Source organism: Enterobacter cloacae complex sp. 2022EL-00981, assembly GCF_028737495.1.
Classification (GTDB): domain Bacteria; phylum Pseudomonadota; class Gammaproteobacteria; order Enterobacterales; family Enterobacteriaceae; genus Enterobacter; species Enterobacter cloacae.
Window position 1 is genome coordinate 20,033 of record NZ_JAQZRK010000021.1, and the last position, 18,216, is coordinate 38,248.

An 18,216-nucleotide genomic window follows, 5' to 3' on the forward strand; every position below is an offset into this window, starting at 1 on the left:
AGCCTGAACGGTTACTGTTCGCTTTCATCGGTGTATCGTTTCGCTTTATATGCCGGGTGCATCAGGTTCTGGGCGGAGAAGATATCGTCCAGCTCGGCTTCGGTCAACAGTCCGCGCTCCAGTACGACTTCACGCACGCTCTTACCGGTTTCGGCGCAAATTTTACCGACGATGTCGCCGTTATGGTGGCCGATGAACGGGTTAAGGTAGGTGACGATCCCGATGGAGTTGTACACGTAACCTTCGCAGACTTCTTTATTCGCGGTAATGCCGTTGATGCATTTTTCCAGCAGGTTATAGCAGGCGTTAGTCAGGATGTGGATAGATTCGAACATCGCCTGGCCAATCACGGGCTCCATGACGTTCAGCTGCAGCTGACCGGCTTCAGAGGCCATGGTTACGGTCGTATCGTTACCAATAACCTTGAAGCAAACCTGGTTCACCACTTCTGGCACTACCGGGTTCACTTTCGCTGGCATGATGGACGAACCGGCCTGCAGTTCTGGCAGGTTGATTTCGTTCAGGCCAGCGCGTGGGCCGGAAGAGAGCAGGCGCAGGTCGTTACAGATTTTGGACAGTTTCACCGCCAGACGTTTCAGGGCGCTGTGTACCATGACGTAGGCGCCGCAGTCGGAGGTGGCTTCAATCAGATCTTCTGCAGGTACGACCGGCAGGTTAGAGACTTCAGCCAGTTTCTGAACCGCCAGCTGCTGATAACCGTCCGGCGTGTTCAGACGTGTACCGATGGCGGTGGCGCCCAGGTTCACTTCCAGAAGCAGCTCGGAGGTGCGCAGCAGGTTTTTGGTTTCTTCATTCAGCAGCACGTTAAACGCGTGGAATTCCTGACCGAGGGTCATTGGTACCGCGTCCTGCAACTGGGTACGCCCCATTTTCAGAATGTCCTGGAACTCAACCGCTTTGCGCTGGAAACCGTCGCCCAGCTGGTTGATGGCGTCGACCAGTTTCACAACGGAGGCATAAACCGCGATGCGGAAGCCGGTTGGGTAGGCGTCGTTAGTGGACTGACATTTGTTGACGTGATCGTTCGGGTTCAGGTACTGGTATTCACCTTTCTGGTGGCCCATCAGCTCCAGGCCGATATTTGCCAGTACTTCGTTGGTGTTCATGTTGACGGAGGTGCCCGCGCCGCCCTGATAGACGTCAACCGGGAACTGGTCCATGCATTTGCCGTTGTTCAGCACTTCATCGCAGGCCGCGATAATCGCATTTGCCGCGCTTTTAGGAATGGTTTGCAGCTCTTTGTTTGCCAGCGCTGCCGCTTTCTTCACCATCACCATGCCACGGACAAACTCAGGAATGTCGCTGATTTTGCTGTTGCTGATGTAGAAGTTTTCAATCGCTCTCAGAGTGTGGACACCGTAGTAGGCATCCGCTGGAACTTCCCTGGTACCCAACAAGTCTTCTTCGATACGAATGTTGTTTAACATGTGAACCTTCTTTTCAAGCTGCCGATGGATTGTACTAAACACACAGTATTTATGTGGTTTTGAATATTTTCTGACCGACGATTATTCCCTCAATCGGCCAATTGCTCGAGATCATATGCTGATGATAGCGAATTGCCGTAAGCTGGATCACTTATTATCGACCCGATTCCATGATAATTATTAATCTGTGAAATGGGTCACCGCTTTAATATTTCCAAAAAAAATATCCGTGCAAACCGATTGAATTTTAGCTAACCGTCCTCATCTCTTACAGACGCGTGTCGCGAACACATTCAGACAGGGGCCAAAAGGCACCTGCCACACAGGAGATGCCAGTGCGCTGGATACCGTTTATTGCTTTCTTTCTCTATGTTTACATTGAGATTTCGATTTTTATCCAGGTCGCCCATGTGCTGGGCGTCCTGCTGACGCTGATTCTGGTGATTTTCACCTCCGTCATCGGCATGTCGCTGGTGCGTAATCAGGGTTTCAAAAATTTCCTGTTAATGCAGCAGAAGATGGCCGCAGGCGAGAGCCCGGCGGCCGAGATGATCAAAAGCGTATCGCTGATTATTGCCGGTCTGCTGCTGATCCTGCCGGGCTTCTTCACCGACTTCCTCGGTCTGCTGCTGCTGTTGCCGCCGGTGCAAAAACACCTGACCATGAAGCTGCTGCCGCATCTGCGCTTTAGCCGGATGCCGGGCGGCGGATTCAGCACCGGCCCGGGTGATACGTTTGAAGGGGAATACCAGCGTAAGGATGACCAACACGACCGTTTGGATCATAAAGACGATCGGTAATGTCTTTGCCCGGTGACGCTTCGCTTACCGGGCGCGACTAAAGCGCCACCCACAGCCCTGCCAGCATGACGACGGCGTACATACTCTTCCATCCCACCATCATCAGCAACAGCAGGCAAAGCACTCCCCCGACAACGGCCAGTGCTTTATAGCGACCCTTCAACAGACGACAACCCGCCAGCATGCACAGCAGGTAGATCATAATAAATATGCCGTTGGCATAGATGATTAGCGCATCCAGATTGATCTTAAGCGCGTAAATGCACAACGTGCTCACGACGCAACTTCCCAGCACGAGATTCAGCGCATTTAACGGCAACTGCCGTTTAGACAACTGCGCAAGACGGCTCTGCGGTTTATTACGCGCCTGAGACCACACCAGCCGCGCAAAGCTCTGGATGTAAATATTGAGGCTGGCAAAACAGGCCAGATAGCCAATCACACAGGCCACCCACAGCGCTTTTACGCCAAACAGTTGCACCACGATACCCGGCAGCGAAGCGGCGGCTGCTTTATCTGCGCCAAAGGCGTCGAAGTGCAGCACCAGCACAGTACAGGCCCAGTAAACCGTGCCTGCGACCAACAGGCCAATCATCAGGGCTCGCGGAAAATCGCGCTCGGGATGCTTAAACTCCGACGCCAGATGGGCGAACGCTTCCAGACCGACAAAACACCAGAACATGACTGACAGCGCAGCGAAGAGCTGCGCATGATTGATATCGGTGATGGCCGGGAAGGGGATCTCCTCGACGCGAATATCTCCCGCCCACCAGATAGCGGCGATGAGCGCGACAATCAGCACCGCGACGATCGTCTGCAGGTTAGCGCTGGAACTGGCCCCGCGTGAGCCCACCCACCAGACGATAGCCAGCGTACCCAGCTCAGCCAGCAGCAGTGCTTCGTCATGCCAGCCGAAGAGCGCTTGCCCAAAGCCGGTTGCGATATGCAACGCCGCAGGCAGACCAACCGGAATGACGGAAAGGAACAGCCAGCCGGTGACGCGCTCCAGTCGTGGGCCAAACGCCATGCCGACAAAGTGCGCCACGCCGCCCGCGCTGGGAAAATGCCTTCCCAGAATGGCGAACACGATCGCAACCGGGAACACCAGCACAATCAGCACCGGCCACGCCCACAGGCTGTTATTATCGGCAACCAACGCCGCCAGTGCGGGCACCGCAAACACCCCTGTTCCTAACAAGGAGGTTGAGAGCAGGCCGACCCCCTGCGCCAGCCCCAACTCCTGTTTGAGTCCACTCATTGACATCGTCCCGCCACCATTCAAAGAGAGCCGATGGTAACACTTTCGCAAATTTTTTTTCGACTCCCCCTTGAAGGGGTAAAAAGCTATCCCCATCTCTCAGGGCACTAGCCGGAAAACCGTGTGCGGCCCGGCGTCATCCATAACTGATAATGACTTTCTCAAAGGAGAGCTATCAATGAGTATTCGTCCGTTACATGATCGTGTGATCGTCAAACGTAAAGAAGTTGAAACCAAGTCTGCTGGCGGCATCGTTCTGACGGGTTCTGCAGCAGCAAAATCAACGCGTGGCGAAATCATCGCTGTCGGTAAGGGCCGCATCCTGGAAAACGGAACTGTGCAGCCACTGGACGTTAAAGTTGGTGACATCGTCATTTTCAACGATGGCTACGGCGTGAAATCCGAGAAGATCGACAATGAAGAAGTGTTGATCATGTCCGAGAGCGACATTCTGGCAATTGTTGAAGCGTAATTAACGCACGAAACTGTACGAATTTGAGGAAATAAGAACATGGCAGCTAAAGACGTAAAATTCGGTAACGACGCTCGTGTAAAAATGCTCCGCGGCGTAAACGTACTGGCAGACGCAGTGAAAGTCACCCTGGGCCCGAAAGGCCGTAACGTAGTGCTGGATAAATCCTTCGGCGCGCCAACCATCACCAAAGATGGTGTTTCCGTTGCACGTGAAATCGAGCTGGAAGACAAGTTCGAAAACATGGGCGCGCAGATGGTGAAAGAAGTGGCCTCTAAAGCGAACGACGCTGCGGGCGACGGTACCACCACCGCGACCGTACTGGCGCAGGCAATCATCACTGAAGGTCTGAAAGCCGTTGCTGCGGGCATGAACCCAATGGATCTGAAACGTGGTATCGACAAAGCTGTCGCGTCCGCTGTTGAAGAACTGAAAGCGCTGTCCGTACCATGCTCTGACTCTAAAGCGATTGCTCAGGTAGGTACCATCTCCGCTAACTCCGACGAAACCGTAGGTAAACTGATCGCTGAAGCGATGGACAAAGTCGGTAAAGAAGGCGTGATCACCGTTGAAGACGGTACCGGTCTGGAAGACGAACTGGACGTGGTTGAAGGTATGCAGTTTGACCGCGGTTACCTGTCCCCATACTTCATCAACAAGCCAGAAACTGGCGCTGTTGAGCTGGAAAGCCCATTCATCCTGCTGGCAGATAAGAAAGTTTCCAACATCCGCGAAATGCTGCCAGTGCTGGAAGCCGTTGCGAAAGCAGGCAAGCCACTGGTTATCATCGCTGAAGACGTTGAAGGCGAAGCGCTGGCGACCCTGGTGGTTAACACCATGCGTGGCATCGTGAAAGTGGCTGCGGTTAAAGCACCTGGCTTCGGCGACCGTCGTAAAGCTATGCTGCAGGACATCGCTACCCTGACCGGTGGTACTGTAATCTCTGAAGAGATCGGTATGGAGCTGGAAAAAGCGACCCTGGAAGACCTGGGCCAGGCGAAACGTGTTGTGATCAACAAAGACACCACCACCATCATCGATGGCGTAGGTGAAGAGTCCGCTATTCAGGGCCGTGTTGCTCAGATCCGTAAGCAAATTGAAGAAGCAACGTCTGATTACGACCGTGAAAAACTGCAGGAGCGCGTAGCGAAACTGGCAGGCGGCGTTGCGGTAATCAAAGTCGGTGCGGCTACCGAAGTTGAAATGAAAGAGAAAAAAGCACGCGTTGACGATGCCCTGCACGCGACCCGTGCTGCGGTAGAAGAAGGCGTGGTTGCTGGTGGTGGTGTTGCGCTGGTGCGTGTTGCCGCCAAACTGGCTGGCCTGTCCGGTCAGAACGAAGACCAGAACGTGGGTATCAAAGTTGCGCTGCGCGCGATGGAAGCGCCTCTGCGTCAGATCGTTTCCAACGCCGGTGAAGAGCCATCTGTTGTTACCAACAACGTGAAAGCGGGCGAAGGTAACTACGGTTACAACGCGGCAACAGAAGAATACGGCAACATGATCGACTTCGGTATCCTGGATCCAACTAAAGTGACCCGTTCTGCTCTGCAGTATGCGGCATCTGTAGCTGGCCTGATGATCACTACCGAGTGCATGGTGACCGACCTGCCTAAAGGCGACGCACCTGACTTAGGTGCTGCTGGTGGCATGGGCGGCATGGGTGGAATGGGCGGCATGATGTAATTGCCCCCTTCGCCCGGCAGCCATCAGGCGTTGGGCGCTACCTCTTAATAAAAAACCCCGGGCATCGCTGTCCGGGGTTTTTTGTTTTAGAACAGCAGTTGCATGACCCACATAGAGAGCAGAGCGTTAATTACGCAGACGCCAATAATATGCGGATAGTATTTAGGGTTTACCCCTGCCGTACCGAGACAGCGGCCGGTGTTTTGCACCGGATTACCCATCAGATAGATAGCCGGAAGCAGTACGGTGGCGTCATGCCCGCTGAGCGACCCTGCCACCACCAGGCTTGCGCAGACGCCCACGCCACCGCCCATGCTCATCACCGACGCCAGCAACACGGTGGCGGCTTCTCCGGGCAGCCCCCACAGCGCCATAATCGGCTCGCAAACGCGGCCAACGATATCCAGCAATCCTGTTACCTTCAGCGCCTGGATGATCACAAAGGCCATTACGACGTTTGGCAGCAGGCTGGTGGTGGCGATGGTAAAGCCACGGCGAGCGCCGTCGATAAAGAGATCCATCAGGTTTTTACGCACTTCGGCGGTCATCTTCTCTCTCCTTGATCTGACGGGTTTCCATATGCGCAATCCATGCTCTGAGAAAATTGGCACCTATAAATTTAAAGACAAGAATCACTGCCAGCGGGGTGATAACCGGCACGGTGATGCTGGTGAACAGCGCCGCGCCGGACGAGAAGTAATTGGTGATAATTGCGCTACCGCTGGTCTGAAAGGTGGCGAAAATCGCTCGTTCCCTGTCGCTGATAACGCCTTCATCGGCGAGCTCTTTGGTCATACCTGCAGCCGCATCGGTGTTTTGCAAATTGGCGATAAGCGCCAGAGAACAAATGCCTGGAATGCCCAGCAACGGTTTCAAAACGGGCGTCATCAATTGCTGTGCCGCCCGCAGCCCGCCCAGCCCTTCGGTCACTGAAATGATGCCCAGCGACAAAATAACAGACGGTGCCAGTTCCAGCGCAAACAGAAAGCCATCTTTTGCGCCGGTACCGCCTGTGCCGCGAAAAGAGACGCTTGCGGCGCCTTCGCCGTTAACCTGACCAAATGTGCCGTTCAGTACGGTGAAATCAAAGACTCGCCACCATTCGGTGGCTTTGGCGAAAAAGCCAGAAAAGAAAATGATGGTTAGAAAGAAAGCGAGATACCCTACCCACGTCACTTTCCCCTGTTTCGGGGATACTTCACTCATGTTGCCTCCTGTTTTTATGTTTCCCTGTCACCACACGCGCAAAAAATAAGCCGGTGGCCTGTCACTAAAAACGAAAAAGCATAAAAAAACGATATCCGCGGGGTGATTATCAGAATTCATTTAGGGGAGGCGAAGGCACCATTCGTGCTTGATATCTCGCAGAAACGCACGGAGGTTTTTCTTTTGGTCATCTTTTTAGTATAAGGTTTACACACGGACAACTACTGTCCAGCTTATTGAAAACGAGGAATAACATGCGCGTAAAAGTCTGTGCAGGGATTGTAGGAGCAGCATTGCTGCTGGCGGGTTGTAGCTCCAGCAATGAGCTGACTGCAGCGGGTCAGGGCGTTCGCTTTGTGGAAGATAAGCCGGGTAACGAGTGCCAGTTTTTAGGCACGGCAACCGGTGAGCAAAGCAACTGGATGTCGGGTCAGCACGGCGAAGAGGGCGGCTCTATGCGTGGCGCGGCCAATGCCTTGCGTAACCAGGCCGCGGCGATGGGTGGCAACGTGATTTACGGGGTAAGCAGCCCGACGCAGGGAATGTTATCCAGCTTCGTGCCAACCGCCAGCCAGATGAATGGCCAGGTCTATAAGTGCCCGAACTGATTGCCTTTTTCCCTCTCCCACCGGGAGAGGGTTAGGCTGAGGGGAAACTAGCTCTGTCTTAGCTGCAAATCCAGCGGCGTCTTGCTCGGTTCACCGCCAATCTCACGTGCCAGCTTCGGCACCATATAGCCTGACACCAGCGTTAACAGTTCACGCACGATCTGCCGGGCTTCTTCATCCGTCACCATGAAATGGGCCGCACCCTGAACGCGATCCAGCACGTGCAGGTAATAGGGCATCACTCCCGCATCAAACAGCGCATTGCTGAGGTCCGCCAGCACGCGGGCATTATCATTTACGCCGCGCAGCAGCACGCTCTGGTTCAGAAGCGTCACGCCTGCCTTGCGTAAACGCACCATTGCCGCACGAAATGCATCATCAATTTCATTGGCGTGATTGATATGGTTCACCAGCAGCACCTGCAGGCGGGACTGCTCCAGGCGTGAGACCAGTCCGTCAGTGATACGTGCCGGAATAACAATCGGCAGACGGCTGTGTATGCGCAGGCGCTTAATATGCGGAATGGCTTCAAGCTGGGTCAGCAGCCAGTCCAGCTCATGATCTTTCGCCATCAGCGGATCGCCACCGGAAAAAATGATCTCATCCAGCTCAGAATGGGCGGCGATATAGTCCAGCGCGACCTGCCAGTTGCGTTTATTGCCCTGATTTTCGGCATACGGGAAGTGTCGACGGAAGCAATAACGGCAATTTACCGCACAGCCACCTTTCACCAGCAGCAGCGCACGGTTCAGATACTTGTGCAGCAAACCGGGTACCACGCTGTTCTGCTCTTCCAGCGGATCGGTGCTATAGCCCGGTGCCGTAATGAACTCTTCCTGTGCGGTAAGCGTCTGTTTTAATAATGGATCGTCAGGATTGCCTTTCTCCATACGGGCAACAAACGCGCGGGGAACGCGCAGGGCGAAAAGCCGCTTCGCCTCCCGGCCAGCCAGCAAATCGGTATGCTGTTCGAGCTCAAGAAGACGCAGTAATTCATCAGGACTGGTGATTACATCGGCAAGTTGCGATAACCAATCTTCTCTGGACGGGGTGTTTAGGGTTACAATATGCGCCATTTTGTGGCTAAGCTACCAGTTAACAAATTTAGAGGGCCTTATGGCAACGTACTATAGCAACGATTTTCGTGCTGGTCTTAAAATCATGTTGGACGGCGAACCGTATGCGGTTGAAGCCAGCGAATTCGTTAAACCAGGTAAAGGCCAGGCATTTGCACGCGTTAAGCTGCGCCGCCTGCTGACCGGTACCCGTGTCGAAAAAACCTTCAAGTCTACTGACTCCGCTGAAGGCGCTGATGTTGTCGATATGAACCTGACTTACCTGTACAACGACGGTGAGTTCTGGCACTTCATGAACAACGAAACGTTCGAACAGCTGTCTGCTGACGCTAAAGCCATTGGCGATAGCGACAAATGGCTGCTGGATCAGGCTGAGTGCATCGTGACCCTGTGGAACGGCCAGCCTATCGCGGTTACCCCACCGAACTTCGTTGAACTGGAAATCGTTGAAACTGACCCAGGTCTGAAAGGTGACACCGCCGGTACAGGTGGTAAGCCAGCGAAACTGTCTACCGGTGCCGTGGTTAAAGTGCCACTGTTCGTACAGACTGGCGAAGTGATCAAAGTGGATACCCGCTCCGGCGAATACGTATCTCGCGTGAAGTAAGTGTTAAGGCGCAGCGTTGCTGCGCCTGATTTTTGCAGGCAGGGATGATGAAACGCACCGTTAAAATTCTGCTTCTGTTAGCGCTGTCCAGCGCGTTGCTTTCCGGCTGTAATACCACACGTGGAATGGGGGAGGATATCCAGGATCTCGGCCATATCATTTCTCACGCCGCCAGCTAATCCCGTCTAATTTTCCTAAAAATGCTTCCTTTTCCGTCAACTGGCGGGATCTTGTCTATTCTTAAGTTGCTATACACAAAACAACTCTGGCTATAAAAGGAAGATATTATGGTTAAGAAGACAATTGCAGCGATCTTTTCAGTTCTGGTACTTTCTTCAGTGTTAACGGCCTGTAATACCACGCGCGGCGTTGGTCAGGACATTTCTGAAGGCGGTAGCGCAATCTCCGGCGCGGCAACAAAAGCTCAGCAGTAATTTAAAAACGGTACGGGCCCGGACGGGTTTCGTACCGTCAGTTTTCTGATTCCTGCAGAGATAAAAACGGGGAAAAGCGCGTATCCATATGCAATTTCATGCGGATATTTCGCTTATAGGTATAGACCGTTTTTCCATTGATACTCAGGTGAGTGGCAATCTTCTGATTGCTTGCGCCATCCATCCACAGCGTCAACACCTTCTCCTCCTGGCGAGTGAGCAGAGGGGCCGCGACCGCAGGGATCTCAACGCTTGCGCGAGTTGTCAGGGCGTCGTTGATGACCGTCGCCAGCATCTCCAGTGCGACATTTTTGGTAAGCGAAGCCCATATCGGGAATTGTGACAGAAAGCCTGCCATCTCTTTATCTTCCCCCGACTGCAGCAAAATGAAAGGCACTTTTTCACTGGCGTTCAGCAGGGAAGAAAGCTGCTGGAAATGATGAATGTCCTGCATAAAGCCGTGCAGATCGGCGATAACCACCGATGGATCCCACTGCAGAATATGCTCTCTGGCGAGGATGAGATTATTCAGCCCGGTCACGACGAAGTGCCCGGGAAACAAACCGGAATGATTGAGCCATGCTTCAAACCCCGCGCGTGTGAAGTGACATCGGTCAATCAAAAGAATTTTGAACATAATAGATTCGCAGTCGGCTAGTGGTTTGGCTTCCTGCCATCAGAAAGCACATCATGATAGAGAAGTCGGATGAGTGATAAATGCCTGAACTACGCGCCATACTGAGGCTATTTCTTGCCTTAACAGGTTCAGCACAAAGGGATTGAAAAAAAATCGTTCGTTAACCAAAATAAGTGACCTAATCTATGCCTTACGGGACGACCCGTAAGCGTTTCGTTCACCGGGGACGGCCCCAACTTGCAGTTAAGTTAAGGAGCCTGAAATGTCCTGGATTATTCTTGTTATCGCCGGTCTGCTCGAAGTGGTTTGGGCAATTGGTCTGAAGTACACCCACGGATTTACCCGCCTGACACCCAGCGTGATTACCGTTACCGCCATGATTGTGAGTATTGTGCTGCTCTCCTGGGCGATGCGCTCTTTGCCGGTGGGGACGGCCTATGCTGTCTGGACGGGCATTGGTGCAGTGGGCGCAGCGATTACCGGGATTTTGCTGCTGGGAGAGTCGGCGAGTCTGGCGCGTATCGCCAGCCTCGCGTTGATTGTGTGCGGTATTATTGGGCTGAAACTCAGCGCCCACTAATGCGGTTGTTCTACCCAGATGAGTTTTGACACATCAAACCCTTGCCGGGTCGCAACGTCCAGCATCTGCTGTTTCATCTCTGACGAAATGGTCGGCGTGCGGGAGAGTATCCATAAATAGTCGCGATCCGGCCCGCAGACCAGCGCATGGCGGTACTCTCTGTCGAGGGCGATGACATTGTACCCGCCATAGAACGGGCCAAAGAACGAGACTTTTAGCGCGGCCCGGCGCGGGTCGCCGGTAAAGTACGCTTTTCCCGTCGACTGTTGCCACATCTGCCGATCCGGATTGTATCCACGGTTGATCACCTGAATACCCCCGTCGTCCATCGAACTGTAATGTGCTGTGACTTTCTCTAACCCCCGCTCAAACCGATGGTCGAGCCGGGCGATTTCATACCAGGTTCCGAGGAAACGTTGAGCGTCGAAATTACTTACAACAGTGACGCCGGAGGGAGGGGTAGGGGAACTGCAGGCAACCACTAAAAACGCGGCTGTCACCGCGGCGATAACAGGCAGAATGCGCATAGGAGTTTCCTTACTGTTTTTTGTTAAGTGTAGATGACAGCAGGGAAATTGCGGAAGATTGTGCGGAGTGTTTCGCCGGGTAAGCGAAGCCGCCACCCGGCAATGGTTTACTGTAGCGTCTCGAGAATACGGTAAGCCGTTTCCACCCGTACCGGGTTCGGATAGCTTTTATTTGCGAGCATCACAATACCGATCTGCTTTTCAGGAATAAACGCCACGTAGCTGCCAAACCCACCCGTAGAGCCCGTTTTATGCACCCAGGAGGCTTTTACTGGCGGAGCCGGAGGATTCACTTCTGCGACCGGCAACGGCGCCAGTGCAACCTTATTATCGCTGCCATCCACCACGGTTTTGGCATCGACCGGCCAGTTGAGCATCTCCCAGCCTAACCCTTGATACATGGCACCCACGCGCCAGTAGCGAGACTGCGCCAGCGCAATACCCTGCTGCAGAGTGGACTGCGGGAGTGTCTCAGGTGCCATATTGGCCATCACCCAGCTCGCCATATCTTTGACGTTAGATTTCACGCCATAGGCTTCTGCATCCAGCATACCAGGCGAAACGTGGACCGCTTTTCCCTCACGATAACCCCATGCGTAGTGCGACTCTTCAGCGTGTGGAACGTTTATCCACGTATGGTTGAGTTTCAGGGGCTTAAAGACCCGCTCCGCCATGGCCTGCTCGAAGCGCATGCCGGACAGTTTCACAGCCAGTGAGCCAAACAAACCGATGCTGGTGTTGGCGTACAGACGCGTGGTACCCGGGGCCCACTTTGGCTGCCAGGACTGGTAGAAACGCAGCAGAGAGGCGTTATCGGTGACAGCATCCGGTACCTGCAACGGCAATCCGCCTGCGGTATAGGTTGCCAGGTCTAGCAGGCGAATGCCTTGCCACTGCTTGCCCGTCAATTCAGGCCAATATTTTGTGACCGGGTCGGCCAGCGAAATCTCTTTGCGGGCAATGGCATCGCCACCCAGCACGCCAGTGAAGGTTTTACTGACGGAGCCCAGCTCAAATAAGGTTTGCGGCGTGACGGGCTTATTCGCCGCAACGTCTGCTTTACCGAAAGTAAAATAGTGTGGCTGGCCCTGATAAATGACGGCCACGGCCATACCGGGTATGGCCTGCGCCTTCATCAGGGGCGTAACGGTACGTTCCACGACGTCAGCCAGCTGTTTTTCTGACATCGGCGCGGCAAAAGCAGAGCAGGCAACGCTGAGCAGCAGGGCGCAGCTTAGGGATTTTTTCATCATCAGTTATCTTCCGTAATAGCGAGTCAAGGGGATGTCCGGGCCCGTCAGACGTTCGTAGTCTGGGTGATTTGACTGAGGCTGACAAACGGTTAAATTTAGCATTAGCTGTTAATTTTTCTAACGGAAGGGACCATGACACGCAGCTATCTCCCTCTTAATTCGCTTCGGGCGTTCGAAGCCGCCGCCAGGCACCTCAGTTTTACTTATGCCGCGATTGAGCTGAATGTGACCCATTCCGCGATTAGCCAGCACGTGAAGGCACTGGAACAACACCTTAACTGCCAGCTGTTTGTCCGCGTTTCGCGCGGGTTGATGTTAACCACCGAAGGCGAGAATCTGCTGCCGGTGCTGAATGACTCCTTCGATCGTATCGCAGGCATGCTGGATCGCTTTGCTAACCATCGGGCGCAGGAGAAGCTGAAAATTGGCGTGGTGGGGACCTTTGCCACTGGGGTGTTATTCTCACAGCTGGATGATTTCCGTCGCAGTTATCCGCATATCGATCTTCAGCTTTCCACGCACAACAATCGCGTCGATCCGGCAGCTGAGGGGCTTGATTACACCATTCGCTACGGTGGGGGAGCGTGGCACGGCACGGAGGCGACGTTCCTCTGTTCAGCGCCGCTGGCACCACTTTGCACGCCTGACATTGCAGCCGCGCTGCACACCCCTGCCGATATCCTGAAGTTTACCCTGCTGCGCTCTTACCGGCGCGACGAGTGGACAGCCTGGATGCAGGCCGCCGGAGAAAACCCGCCTTCACCCACGCATCGGGTGATGGTGTTTGATTCGTCGGTCACTATGCTGGAGGCCGCACAGGCAGGCACAGGCATTGCTATCGCCCCTGTCGATATGTTTACCCATCTGCTGAACAGCGAGCGCATTGTGCAGCCGTTTACGACGCAGATTGATCTTGGCAGTTACTGGCTAACGCGGCTGCAGTCACGCGCCCAAACCCCGGCAATGCGTGAATTTGCTCAGTGGCTGGTGGGGAAGATGCAGAAATAACAGGCCCGCCGGAGGGCGGGCCTGGTGTGTCAGATAGTGACTACGGCAATCAGTGTGACCACGGTCAGGATGGTTGCCAGACCGTAGAACACCCATTTACCGCTCGGTACGTGGATCTTAAGATCATGCATCGCATGATGGATACGGTGCAGGCCGCACCACAGCGGCAGGACAATCATCAGGAAGATGAATACCCGACCAATAAAACTACCTGCAAATGCCAGGACGCGCTCATAGCTCAGCGCATCACCGGGGAACAGACCCAGCGGCAGCATAATGCCGACCAGCAGGATAATGACAGGCGCAATGATGGCACTCCACATGCCTCCTGCGCCAAAGAGGCCCCAGAAGACCGGCTCGTCTGAACGTTTTGGATTTGGATTGATCACAATAGTCTCCTTACCAGAACAGTGCGACAAACAGAATGACCACAGAGACCACTGCCGTCACTGCCCAAAGCCCTTTAATGACCGGCTCTGGCCCCATTTTCTCGCCTTTTACGATAATATTCGCCGCTTTTGGCGCCAGTTCAAACCAGGTTTTGGTATGAAGCAGGGCGGCTGCGAGCACAATCAGGTTCAGGATCACGATGATCGGGTTTTGCAGGAACCCGACAAAACTGGCCCAGGTTTCAGGACCATGTTTGAGGGCAAAGACGCCATACATCAGTTCAAGGCTGAACCAGACCGCAGGCACCGCAGTGCCTTCACGCAGCATATAGAAGCGATAAAACGGCAGTTTCTTCCACCAGGTGGACGGCATCGGCCGCACGTAGGCTTTGCGTTTAGTCGTCATCATGCACTCCTTAGCGTGGTTTCAGGGTGGCGATAAGAAAGTCTTTCGAGCTTTCCACTTTACCCTGCTGAATAGCGGCGGCCGGGTCGACGTGCTTCGGACAGACTTCGGAGCAGTAGCCCACAAAAGTACAGCTCCAGACGCCGTTCTGGCTGTTAAGCTGCGGCATACGTTCTTTTTTACCGTGGTCGCGGCTATCCTCGTTGTAGCGGTGCGCCAGCGTGATCGCCGCCGGGCCGATGAACTCAGGGTTCAGGCCAAACTGTGGACACGCGGCGTAGCAAAGACCGCAGTTGATGCACCCGGAGAACTGATGGTATTTCGCCATCTGGGCGGGTGTCTGGGTATTCGGTCCCTGATCCGGCGTGCGCGGGTTGCCAATGATGTACGGCTTAATGGCTTCCAGGCTTTCGATAAAGTGGGTCATATCGACCACCAGATCGCGCTCAATCGGGAAGTTGCCCAGCGCTTCAACCTTGATGCCTTTGGTGTAATCACGCAGGAAGGTTTTACAGGCCAGTTTCGGTACTTTGTTCACCATCATGCCGCAGGAGCCGCAGATGGCCATGCGGCAGGACCAGCGGTAGCTCAGGTCCGGTGCCAGGTTATCCTTGATATAGCCGAGCGCATCCAGCAGAGAGGTTTGCTCGTCATAAGGCACTTCATAGAAAGCGCTGTGTGGCGCGGTGTCCACTTCCGGGTTGTAGCGCACCACTTCAACTTTCAGTGTTTGCATCTCAGCCATTCGCCTTCTCCTTCTTCTCGGCGGCTTCTGCTTCTGCGCCGTAAACGCGTTTAGCCGGTGGCAGCGTTGTGATCTTCACGTCGCTGTAGTCCAGACGAGTGGTGCCATCCGCGTCGCGCCAGGCGAGGGTGTGTTTCAGGAAATTGACGTCGTCACGCTCGGTGCAGCCCTCATCAAGACGCTGATGCGCCCCGCGTGACTCTTTGCGCGCCAGCGCAGAGTGCGCCATACATTCCGCGACGTTCAGGCCGTGACCGAGCTCGATGGTATAAAGCAGGTCGGTGTTGAACACGCTGGAGGTGTCGGTGATGCGCACGCGTTTGAAACGCTCCTGCAGTTCCGCCAGCTTATCGACAGTTTTCTGCATCAGCTCTGGTGTACGGTAGATACCGCAGCCCTCTTCCATCGACATGCCCATTTCGTCGCGGATTTTCGACCAGTTTTCGTTGCCTTCCTGGTTGACCAGATCCTTCAGCCGTTTCTCTACGTCAGCGACCTGCGCGTCCAGTGCTGCGCCGTTGGCTTCGCCCGCCGTTGCGGCACGCTCCATCGCGCGTTCGCCCGCCATGCGGCCAAAGACAACCAGCTCCGCCAGCGAGTTTGACCCGAGACGGTTGGCACCGTGCAGGCCGACAGAGGAGCATTCGCCGACGGCGAACAACCCTTTGATGCGCGTTTCACACTGCTGGTCGGTTTCGATCCCACCCATGGTGTAGTGCGCTGTTGGGCGTACCGGAATCGGCTCTTTCACCGGGTCGACACCCACGTAGGCTTTTGCCAGCTCGCAGATGAACGGCAGCCGTTCCAGCAGTTTCTTCTCGCCGAGGTGACGCAGATCGAGGTAGACCACATCGCCACGCGGCGTGGAGATCGTGTTGCCTTTGCGCCACTCATGCCAGAAGGCCTGAGACACTTTGTCGCGCGGGCCGAGTTCCATGTATTTGTTTTTCGGCTCACCGAGCGGCGTTTCCGGGCCCATGCCGTAATCCTGCAGATAACGGTAGCCATTCTTGTTGACCAGAATACCGCCTTCGCCGCGGCAACCTTCCGTCATCAGAATGCCGGAACCCGGCAGGCCGGTAGGGTGATACTGGACAAATTCCATATCGCGCAGCGGCACGCCGTGGCTGAGCGCCATGCCCATACCGTCACCGGTGACGATGCCGCCGTTGGTGTTGTAACGGTAAACCCGGCCCGCACCGCCCGTTGCCATCACCACCGCGTTAGCGCGGATCTGCACGAGCGTGCCTTCCATCATGTTCATCGCCACCAGACCGCGCGCATGACCGTCATCGACCAGAATATCGAGGACAAAATGTTCGTCAAATCGCTGAATTTGTGGGAACTGAAGGGAGGTCTGGAACAGGGTATGCAGCATGTGGAAGCCGGTCTTATCGGCGGCAAACCAGGTGCGTTCGATTTTCATTCCGCCGAAGCGGCGAACGTTAACACTGCCGTCCGGACGGCGGCTCCACGGGCATCCCCACTGTTCAAGCTGGGTCATCTCCGTTGGACAGTGGTGTACAAAGTAGTCAACGACATCCTGTTCGCAAAGCCAGTCGCCCCCTGCAACCGTGTCGTGGAAATGGTATTCGAAGCTGTCATGATCCTGCGCAACGGCGGCGGATCCTCCTTCTGCGGCAACCGTGTGGCTGCGCATCGGATAGACTTTTGAAATCAGTGCGATTTTAGCGTTGGGATTAGCCTGTGCTGCAGCAATCGCAGCACGTAATCCAGCCCCGCCAGCGCCTATTACGGCAAGATCGGCTTGAAAAGTTTGCACGACATTCCTCCAGATTTTTGTTATTTCGCAACGCGATAAACTAAAGGTAGCCCACCTGTCCGCAAGGACGATTGCGAAAGCGTTTCCACTGCTCCTTTATGGGTAAAGAAGTATAACCGCGCGAATGGCAGGGAAATTTGACGTGTTCGATTTTTTTGCTGTTCTGTGCGGTGATTTATCATCGTGAATGATGAATTTCGTCACGTGATAGTTGCCCTAAATGAAATGCGATTTTTATTGCGCAAAATTTGTCTCTGTCCGTGCTAACGAGTAGACTTCGTGCCCTTGTCTGAAATCGGAGAATTACCCATGAGCGAAACGGCCACCTGGCAGCCGAGCGCATCCATCCCCAATCTGCTGAAACGCGCTGCAATTATGGCGGAGATCCGCCGCTTCTTTGCCGACCGCGGAGTCCTTGAGGTGGAAACGCCGTGCATGAGTCAGGCTACGGTAACGGATATTCATCTGGTGCCGTTTGAAACCCGTTTTGTTGGCCCCGGCCATTCACAGGGCATGAACCTCTGGCTGATGACCAGCCCGGAATACCACATGAAACGCCTGCTGGCGGCAGGGTGTGGCCCGGTGTATCAGTTGTGCCGCAGTTTCCGTAATGAAGAGATGGGGCGTCACCATAATCCGGAATTCACCATGCTGGAGTGGTACCGTCCGCATTACGATATGTACCGCCTGATGAACGAGGTGGACGATCTGCTGCAACAGGTTCTCGACTGCTCAGAAGCGGAAACGCTCTCTTATCAGCAGGCTTTCCAGCGTTATCTGGAAATTGATCCACTGTCAGCGGATAAAACCCAGCTGCGCGAAGTCGCGGCAAAACTGGATCTGAGCAACGTGGCGGATACTGAAGAAGATCGCGACACGCTGCTGCAACTGCTCTTCACCTTTGGGGTTGAACCGCAGATTGGCAAAGATCGTCCGACTTTCGTCTACCACTTCCCGGCAAGCCAGGCTTCTCTGGCGCAGATCAGCACTGAAGATCACCGCGTGGCGGAGCGTTTTGAGGTCTATTACAAGGGCATTGAGCTGGCGAATGGCTTCCACGAACTGACCGACGCCCGCGAACAGCAGCAGCGTTTTGAGCAGGATAACCGCAAGCGCGCCGCGCGCGGTCTGCCGCAGCAGCCTATTGATACTAACCTGCTGGAGGCCCTGAAAGCGGGTCTGCCGGATTGTTCTGGCGTGGCGTTGGGTGTGGATCGTCTGGTGATGCTGGCGCTGGGCGCGGAACAGCTGGGTGATGTGATTGCTTTTACCGTCGATCGAGCCTGACGGCAG

The 18,216-nt window shown here is 54.6% G+C and carries 22 protein-coding genes; 10 read left to right on the forward strand and 12 right to left on the reverse strand.

Annotation, left to right across the window (positions count from 1 at the left end; all coding sequences use genetic code 11):
- Positions 1-11 precede the first annotated feature (11 nt).
- Positions 12-1,448, reverse strand: a complete 1,437-nt coding sequence (gene aspA / locus PUZ33_RS17130) for an aspartate ammonia-lyase (protein WP_003855923.1) — start codon at positions 1,446-1,448, stop codon at positions 12-14.
- A 335-nt stretch (positions 1,449-1,783) separates the two neighbouring features.
- On the opposite strand from aspA, the gene PUZ33_RS17135 reads away from it, so the two are divergent.
- Positions 1,784-2,248 carry an FxsA family protein gene (locus tag PUZ33_RS17135; RefSeq protein ID WP_013095258.1) on the forward strand — a complete coding sequence of 155 codons (465 nt, stop codon included), beginning with the start codon at positions 1,784-1,786 and terminating at the stop codon, positions 2,246-2,248.
- A gap of 37 nt (positions 2,249-2,285) precedes the next feature.
- Here PUZ33_RS17135 and yjeH read toward each other — a convergent pair whose 3' ends face one another.
- A complete protein-coding gene (gene yjeH / locus PUZ33_RS17140) occupies positions 2,286-3,506 on the reverse strand; it encodes an L-methionine/branched-chain amino acid transporter (protein ID WP_058680770.1) in 1,221 nt (406 codons plus the stop codon).
- Between the two features lie 178 nt (positions 3,507-3,684).
- On the opposite strand from yjeH, the gene PUZ33_RS17145 reads away from it, so the two are divergent.
- Positions 3,685-3,978 carry a co-chaperone GroES gene (locus PUZ33_RS17145; protein WP_003855929.1) on the forward strand — a complete coding sequence of 98 codons (294 nt, stop codon included), beginning with the start codon at positions 3,685-3,687 and terminating at the stop codon, positions 3,976-3,978.
- A 39-nt stretch (positions 3,979-4,017) separates the two neighbouring features.
- The gene (gene groL / locus PUZ33_RS17150) at positions 4,018-5,664 is read left to right on the forward strand and encodes a chaperonin GroEL (protein WP_013095260.1); all 1,647 of its coding nucleotides are present in this window, start codon (positions 4,018-4,020) and stop codon (positions 5,662-5,664) included.
- Positions 5,665-5,750: 86 nt separating this feature from the next.
- Here the strand turns inward: groL and PUZ33_RS17155 are convergent, their stop codons facing one another.
- Together PUZ33_RS17155 and PUZ33_RS17160 are read right to left on the reverse strand one after the other, a co-directional pair.
- A complete protein-coding gene (locus tag PUZ33_RS17155; protein WP_023622425.1) occupies positions 5,751-6,212 on the reverse strand; it encodes a YjiG family protein in 462 nt (153 codons plus the stop codon).
- The gene (locus tag PUZ33_RS17160) at positions 6,193-6,870 is read right to left on the reverse strand and encodes a nucleoside recognition domain-containing protein (protein WP_058683206.1); all 678 of its coding nucleotides are present in this window, start codon (positions 6,868-6,870) and stop codon (positions 6,193-6,195) included. The genes PUZ33_RS17155 and PUZ33_RS17160 overlap by 20 nt, the downstream gene beginning before the upstream one ends.
- A 254-nt stretch (positions 6,871-7,124) precedes the next feature.
- On the opposite strand from PUZ33_RS17160, the gene PUZ33_RS17165 reads away from it, so the two are divergent.
- Complete coding sequence (locus tag PUZ33_RS17165) at positions 7,125-7,478, forward strand: DUF4156 domain-containing protein (RefSeq protein WP_013095263.1); 354 nt, start codon at positions 7,125-7,127, stop codon at positions 7,476-7,478.
- Positions 7,479-7,525: 47 nt separating this feature from the next.
- Here PUZ33_RS17165 and epmB read toward each other — a convergent pair whose 3' ends face one another.
- Entirely contained in the window at positions 7,526-8,554 is a 1,029-nt protein-coding gene (gene epmB / locus PUZ33_RS17170; protein ID WP_020688987.1) for an EF-P beta-lysylation protein EpmB, read from the reverse strand.
- A 40-nt stretch (positions 8,555-8,594) separates the two neighbouring features.
- On the opposite strand from epmB, the gene efp reads away from it, so the two are divergent.
- The 3 genes from efp to ecnB all read left to right on the forward strand — a co-directional run bounded on the left by efp (position 8,595) and on the right by ecnB (position 9,595).
- A complete protein-coding gene (gene efp, locus PUZ33_RS17175) occupies positions 8,595-9,161 on the forward strand; it encodes an elongation factor P (protein ID WP_014830362.1) in 567 nt (188 codons plus the stop codon).
- Between the two features lie 47 nt (positions 9,162-9,208).
- Positions 9,209-9,340 carry an entericidin A/B family lipoprotein gene (locus tag PUZ33_RS17180; RefSeq protein WP_013095266.1) on the forward strand — a complete coding sequence of 44 codons (132 nt, stop codon included), beginning with the start codon at positions 9,209-9,211 and terminating at the stop codon, positions 9,338-9,340.
- A gap of 108 nt (positions 9,341-9,448) precedes the next feature.
- Positions 9,449-9,595 carry a lipoprotein toxin entericidin B gene (gene ecnB / locus PUZ33_RS17185; protein WP_003025482.1) on the forward strand — a complete coding sequence of 49 codons (147 nt, stop codon included), beginning with the start codon at positions 9,449-9,451 and terminating at the stop codon, positions 9,593-9,595.
- A 37-nt stretch (positions 9,596-9,632) separates the two neighbouring features.
- Here the strand turns inward: ecnB and PUZ33_RS17190 are convergent, their stop codons facing one another.
- Positions 9,633-10,232 (reverse strand): LuxR C-terminal-related transcriptional regulator, encoded by a 600-nt coding sequence (locus PUZ33_RS17190; protein WP_058680757.1) that lies wholly within the window; start codon positions 10,230-10,232, stop codon positions 9,633-9,635.
- A 262-nt stretch (positions 10,233-10,494) separates the two neighbouring features.
- On the opposite strand from PUZ33_RS17190, the gene sugE reads away from it, so the two are divergent.
- Entirely contained in the window at positions 10,495-10,812 is a 318-nt protein-coding gene (sugE, locus tag PUZ33_RS17195) for a quaternary ammonium compound efflux SMR transporter SugE (RefSeq protein ID WP_013095268.1), read from the forward strand.
- On the opposite strand, the gene PUZ33_RS17200 is transcribed toward sugE, so the two are convergent.
- The gene (locus PUZ33_RS17200; RefSeq protein ID WP_013095269.1) at positions 10,809-11,339 is read right to left on the reverse strand and encodes a lipocalin family protein; all 531 of its coding nucleotides are present in this window, start codon (positions 11,337-11,339) and stop codon (positions 10,809-10,811) included. The genes sugE and PUZ33_RS17200 overlap by 4 nt on opposite strands.
- A gap of 107 nt (positions 11,340-11,446) precedes the next feature.
- Positions 11,447-12,592 (reverse strand): class C beta-lactamase CMH-20, encoded by a 1,146-nt coding sequence (locus PUZ33_RS17205; RefSeq protein ID WP_058680758.1) that lies wholly within the window; start codon positions 12,590-12,592, stop codon positions 11,447-11,449.
- Between the two features lie 132 nt (positions 12,593-12,724).
- Between PUZ33_RS17205 and ampR the strand changes: the two genes are divergently transcribed.
- Entirely contained in the window at positions 12,725-13,600 is an 876-nt protein-coding gene (gene ampR, locus PUZ33_RS17210; protein WP_058680759.1) for a LysR family transcriptional regulator AmpR, read from the forward strand.
- A gap of 29 nt (positions 13,601-13,629) precedes the next feature.
- Here ampR and frdD read toward each other — a convergent pair whose 3' ends face one another.
- From frdD to frdA, 4 genes are read right to left on the reverse strand one after another with little or no spacing between them, the layout of a single operon-like run.
- On the reverse strand, positions 13,630-13,989 hold the full coding sequence (frdD, locus tag PUZ33_RS17215) for a fumarate reductase subunit FrdD (RefSeq protein ID WP_013095272.1): 360 nt from the start codon (positions 13,987-13,989) through the stop codon (positions 13,630-13,632).
- A gap of 10 nt (positions 13,990-13,999) precedes the next feature.
- Positions 14,000-14,395, reverse strand: a complete 396-nt coding sequence (frdC, locus tag PUZ33_RS17220) for a fumarate reductase subunit FrdC (RefSeq protein WP_013095273.1) — start codon at positions 14,393-14,395, stop codon at positions 14,000-14,002.
- 10 nt (positions 14,396-14,405) lie between these two features.
- The gene (gene frdB, locus PUZ33_RS17225; RefSeq protein WP_013095274.1) at positions 14,406-15,140 is read right to left on the reverse strand and encodes a fumarate reductase iron-sulfur protein; all 735 of its coding nucleotides are present in this window, start codon (positions 15,138-15,140) and stop codon (positions 14,406-14,408) included.
- A complete protein-coding gene (frdA, locus tag PUZ33_RS17230) occupies positions 15,133-16,923 on the reverse strand; it encodes a fumarate reductase (quinol) flavoprotein subunit (protein WP_013095275.1) in 1,791 nt (596 codons plus the stop codon). Before frdA ends, frdB begins: the two co-directional genes overlap by 8 nt.
- Positions 16,924-17,232: 309 nt before the next feature.
- Between frdA and epmA the strand changes: the two genes are divergently transcribed.
- Positions 17,233-18,210: an elongation factor P--(R)-beta-lysine ligase gene (epmA, locus tag PUZ33_RS17235; RefSeq protein ID WP_014830371.1), complete on the forward strand. Its 978-nt coding sequence runs from the start codon at positions 17,233-17,235 to the stop codon at positions 18,208-18,210.
- The last annotated feature ends 6 nt before the right edge of the window (positions 18,211-18,216 follow it).

What these genes read in the sequence shown, in the direction of transcription:
- aspA (WP_003855923.1), bottom strand. Translation starts at nt 1,448, where the DNA reads ATGTTAAACAACATTCGTATCGAAGAAGACTTGTTGGGTACCAGGGAA.
- yjeH (WP_058680770.1), bottom strand. Translation starts at nt 3,506, where the DNA reads ATGAGTGGACTCAAACAGGAGTTGGGGCTGGCGCAGGGGGTCGGCCTG.
- PUZ33_RS17145 (WP_003855929.1), top strand. Translation starts at nt 3,685, where the DNA reads ATGAGTATTCGTCCGTTACATGATCGTGTGATCGTCAAACGTAAAGAA.
- groL (WP_013095260.1), top strand. Translation starts at nt 4,018, where the DNA reads ATGGCAGCTAAAGACGTAAAATTCGGTAACGACGCTCGTGTAAAAATG.
- PUZ33_RS17155 (WP_023622425.1), bottom strand. Translation starts at nt 6,212, where the DNA reads ATGACCGCCGAAGTGCGTAAAAACCTGATGGATCTCTTTATCGACGGC.
- PUZ33_RS17160 (WP_058683206.1), bottom strand. Translation starts at nt 6,870, where the DNA reads ATGAGTGAAGTATCCCCGAAACAGGGGAAAGTGACGTGGGTAGGGTAT.
- PUZ33_RS17165 (WP_013095263.1), top strand. Translation starts at nt 7,125, where the DNA reads ATGCGCGTAAAAGTCTGTGCAGGGATTGTAGGAGCAGCATTGCTGCTG.
- epmB (WP_020688987.1), bottom strand. Translation starts at nt 8,554, where the DNA reads ATGGCGCATATTGTAACCCTAAACACCCCGTCCAGAGAAGATTGGTTA.
- efp (WP_014830362.1), top strand. Translation starts at nt 8,595, where the DNA reads ATGGCAACGTACTATAGCAACGATTTTCGTGCTGGTCTTAAAATCATG.
- PUZ33_RS17180 (WP_013095266.1), top strand. Translation starts at nt 9,209, where the DNA reads ATGAAACGCACCGTTAAAATTCTGCTTCTGTTAGCGCTGTCCAGCGCG.
- ecnB (WP_003025482.1), top strand. Translation starts at nt 9,449, where the DNA reads ATGGTTAAGAAGACAATTGCAGCGATCTTTTCAGTTCTGGTACTTTCT.
- PUZ33_RS17190 (WP_058680757.1), bottom strand. Translation starts at nt 10,232, where the DNA reads ATGTTCAAAATTCTTTTGATTGACCGATGTCACTTCACACGCGCGGGG.
- sugE (WP_013095268.1), top strand. Translation starts at nt 10,495, where the DNA reads ATGTCCTGGATTATTCTTGTTATCGCCGGTCTGCTCGAAGTGGTTTGG.
- PUZ33_RS17200 (WP_013095269.1), bottom strand. Translation starts at nt 11,339, where the DNA reads ATGCGCATTCTGCCTGTTATCGCCGCGGTGACAGCCGCGTTTTTAGTG.
- PUZ33_RS17205 (WP_058680758.1), bottom strand. Translation starts at nt 12,592, where the DNA reads ATGATGAAAAAATCCCTAAGCTGCGCCCTGCTGCTCAGCGTTGCCTGC.
- ampR (WP_058680759.1), top strand. Translation starts at nt 12,725, where the DNA reads ATGACACGCAGCTATCTCCCTCTTAATTCGCTTCGGGCGTTCGAAGCC.
- frdC (WP_013095273.1), bottom strand. Translation starts at nt 14,395, where the DNA reads ATGACGACTAAACGCAAAGCCTACGTGCGGCCGATGCCGTCCACCTGG.
- frdB (WP_013095274.1), bottom strand. Translation starts at nt 15,140, where the DNA reads ATGGCTGAGATGCAAACACTGAAAGTTGAAGTGGTGCGCTACAACCCG.
- epmA (WP_014830371.1), top strand. Translation starts at nt 17,233, where the DNA reads ATGAGCGAAACGGCCACCTGGCAGCCGAGCGCATCCATCCCCAATCTG.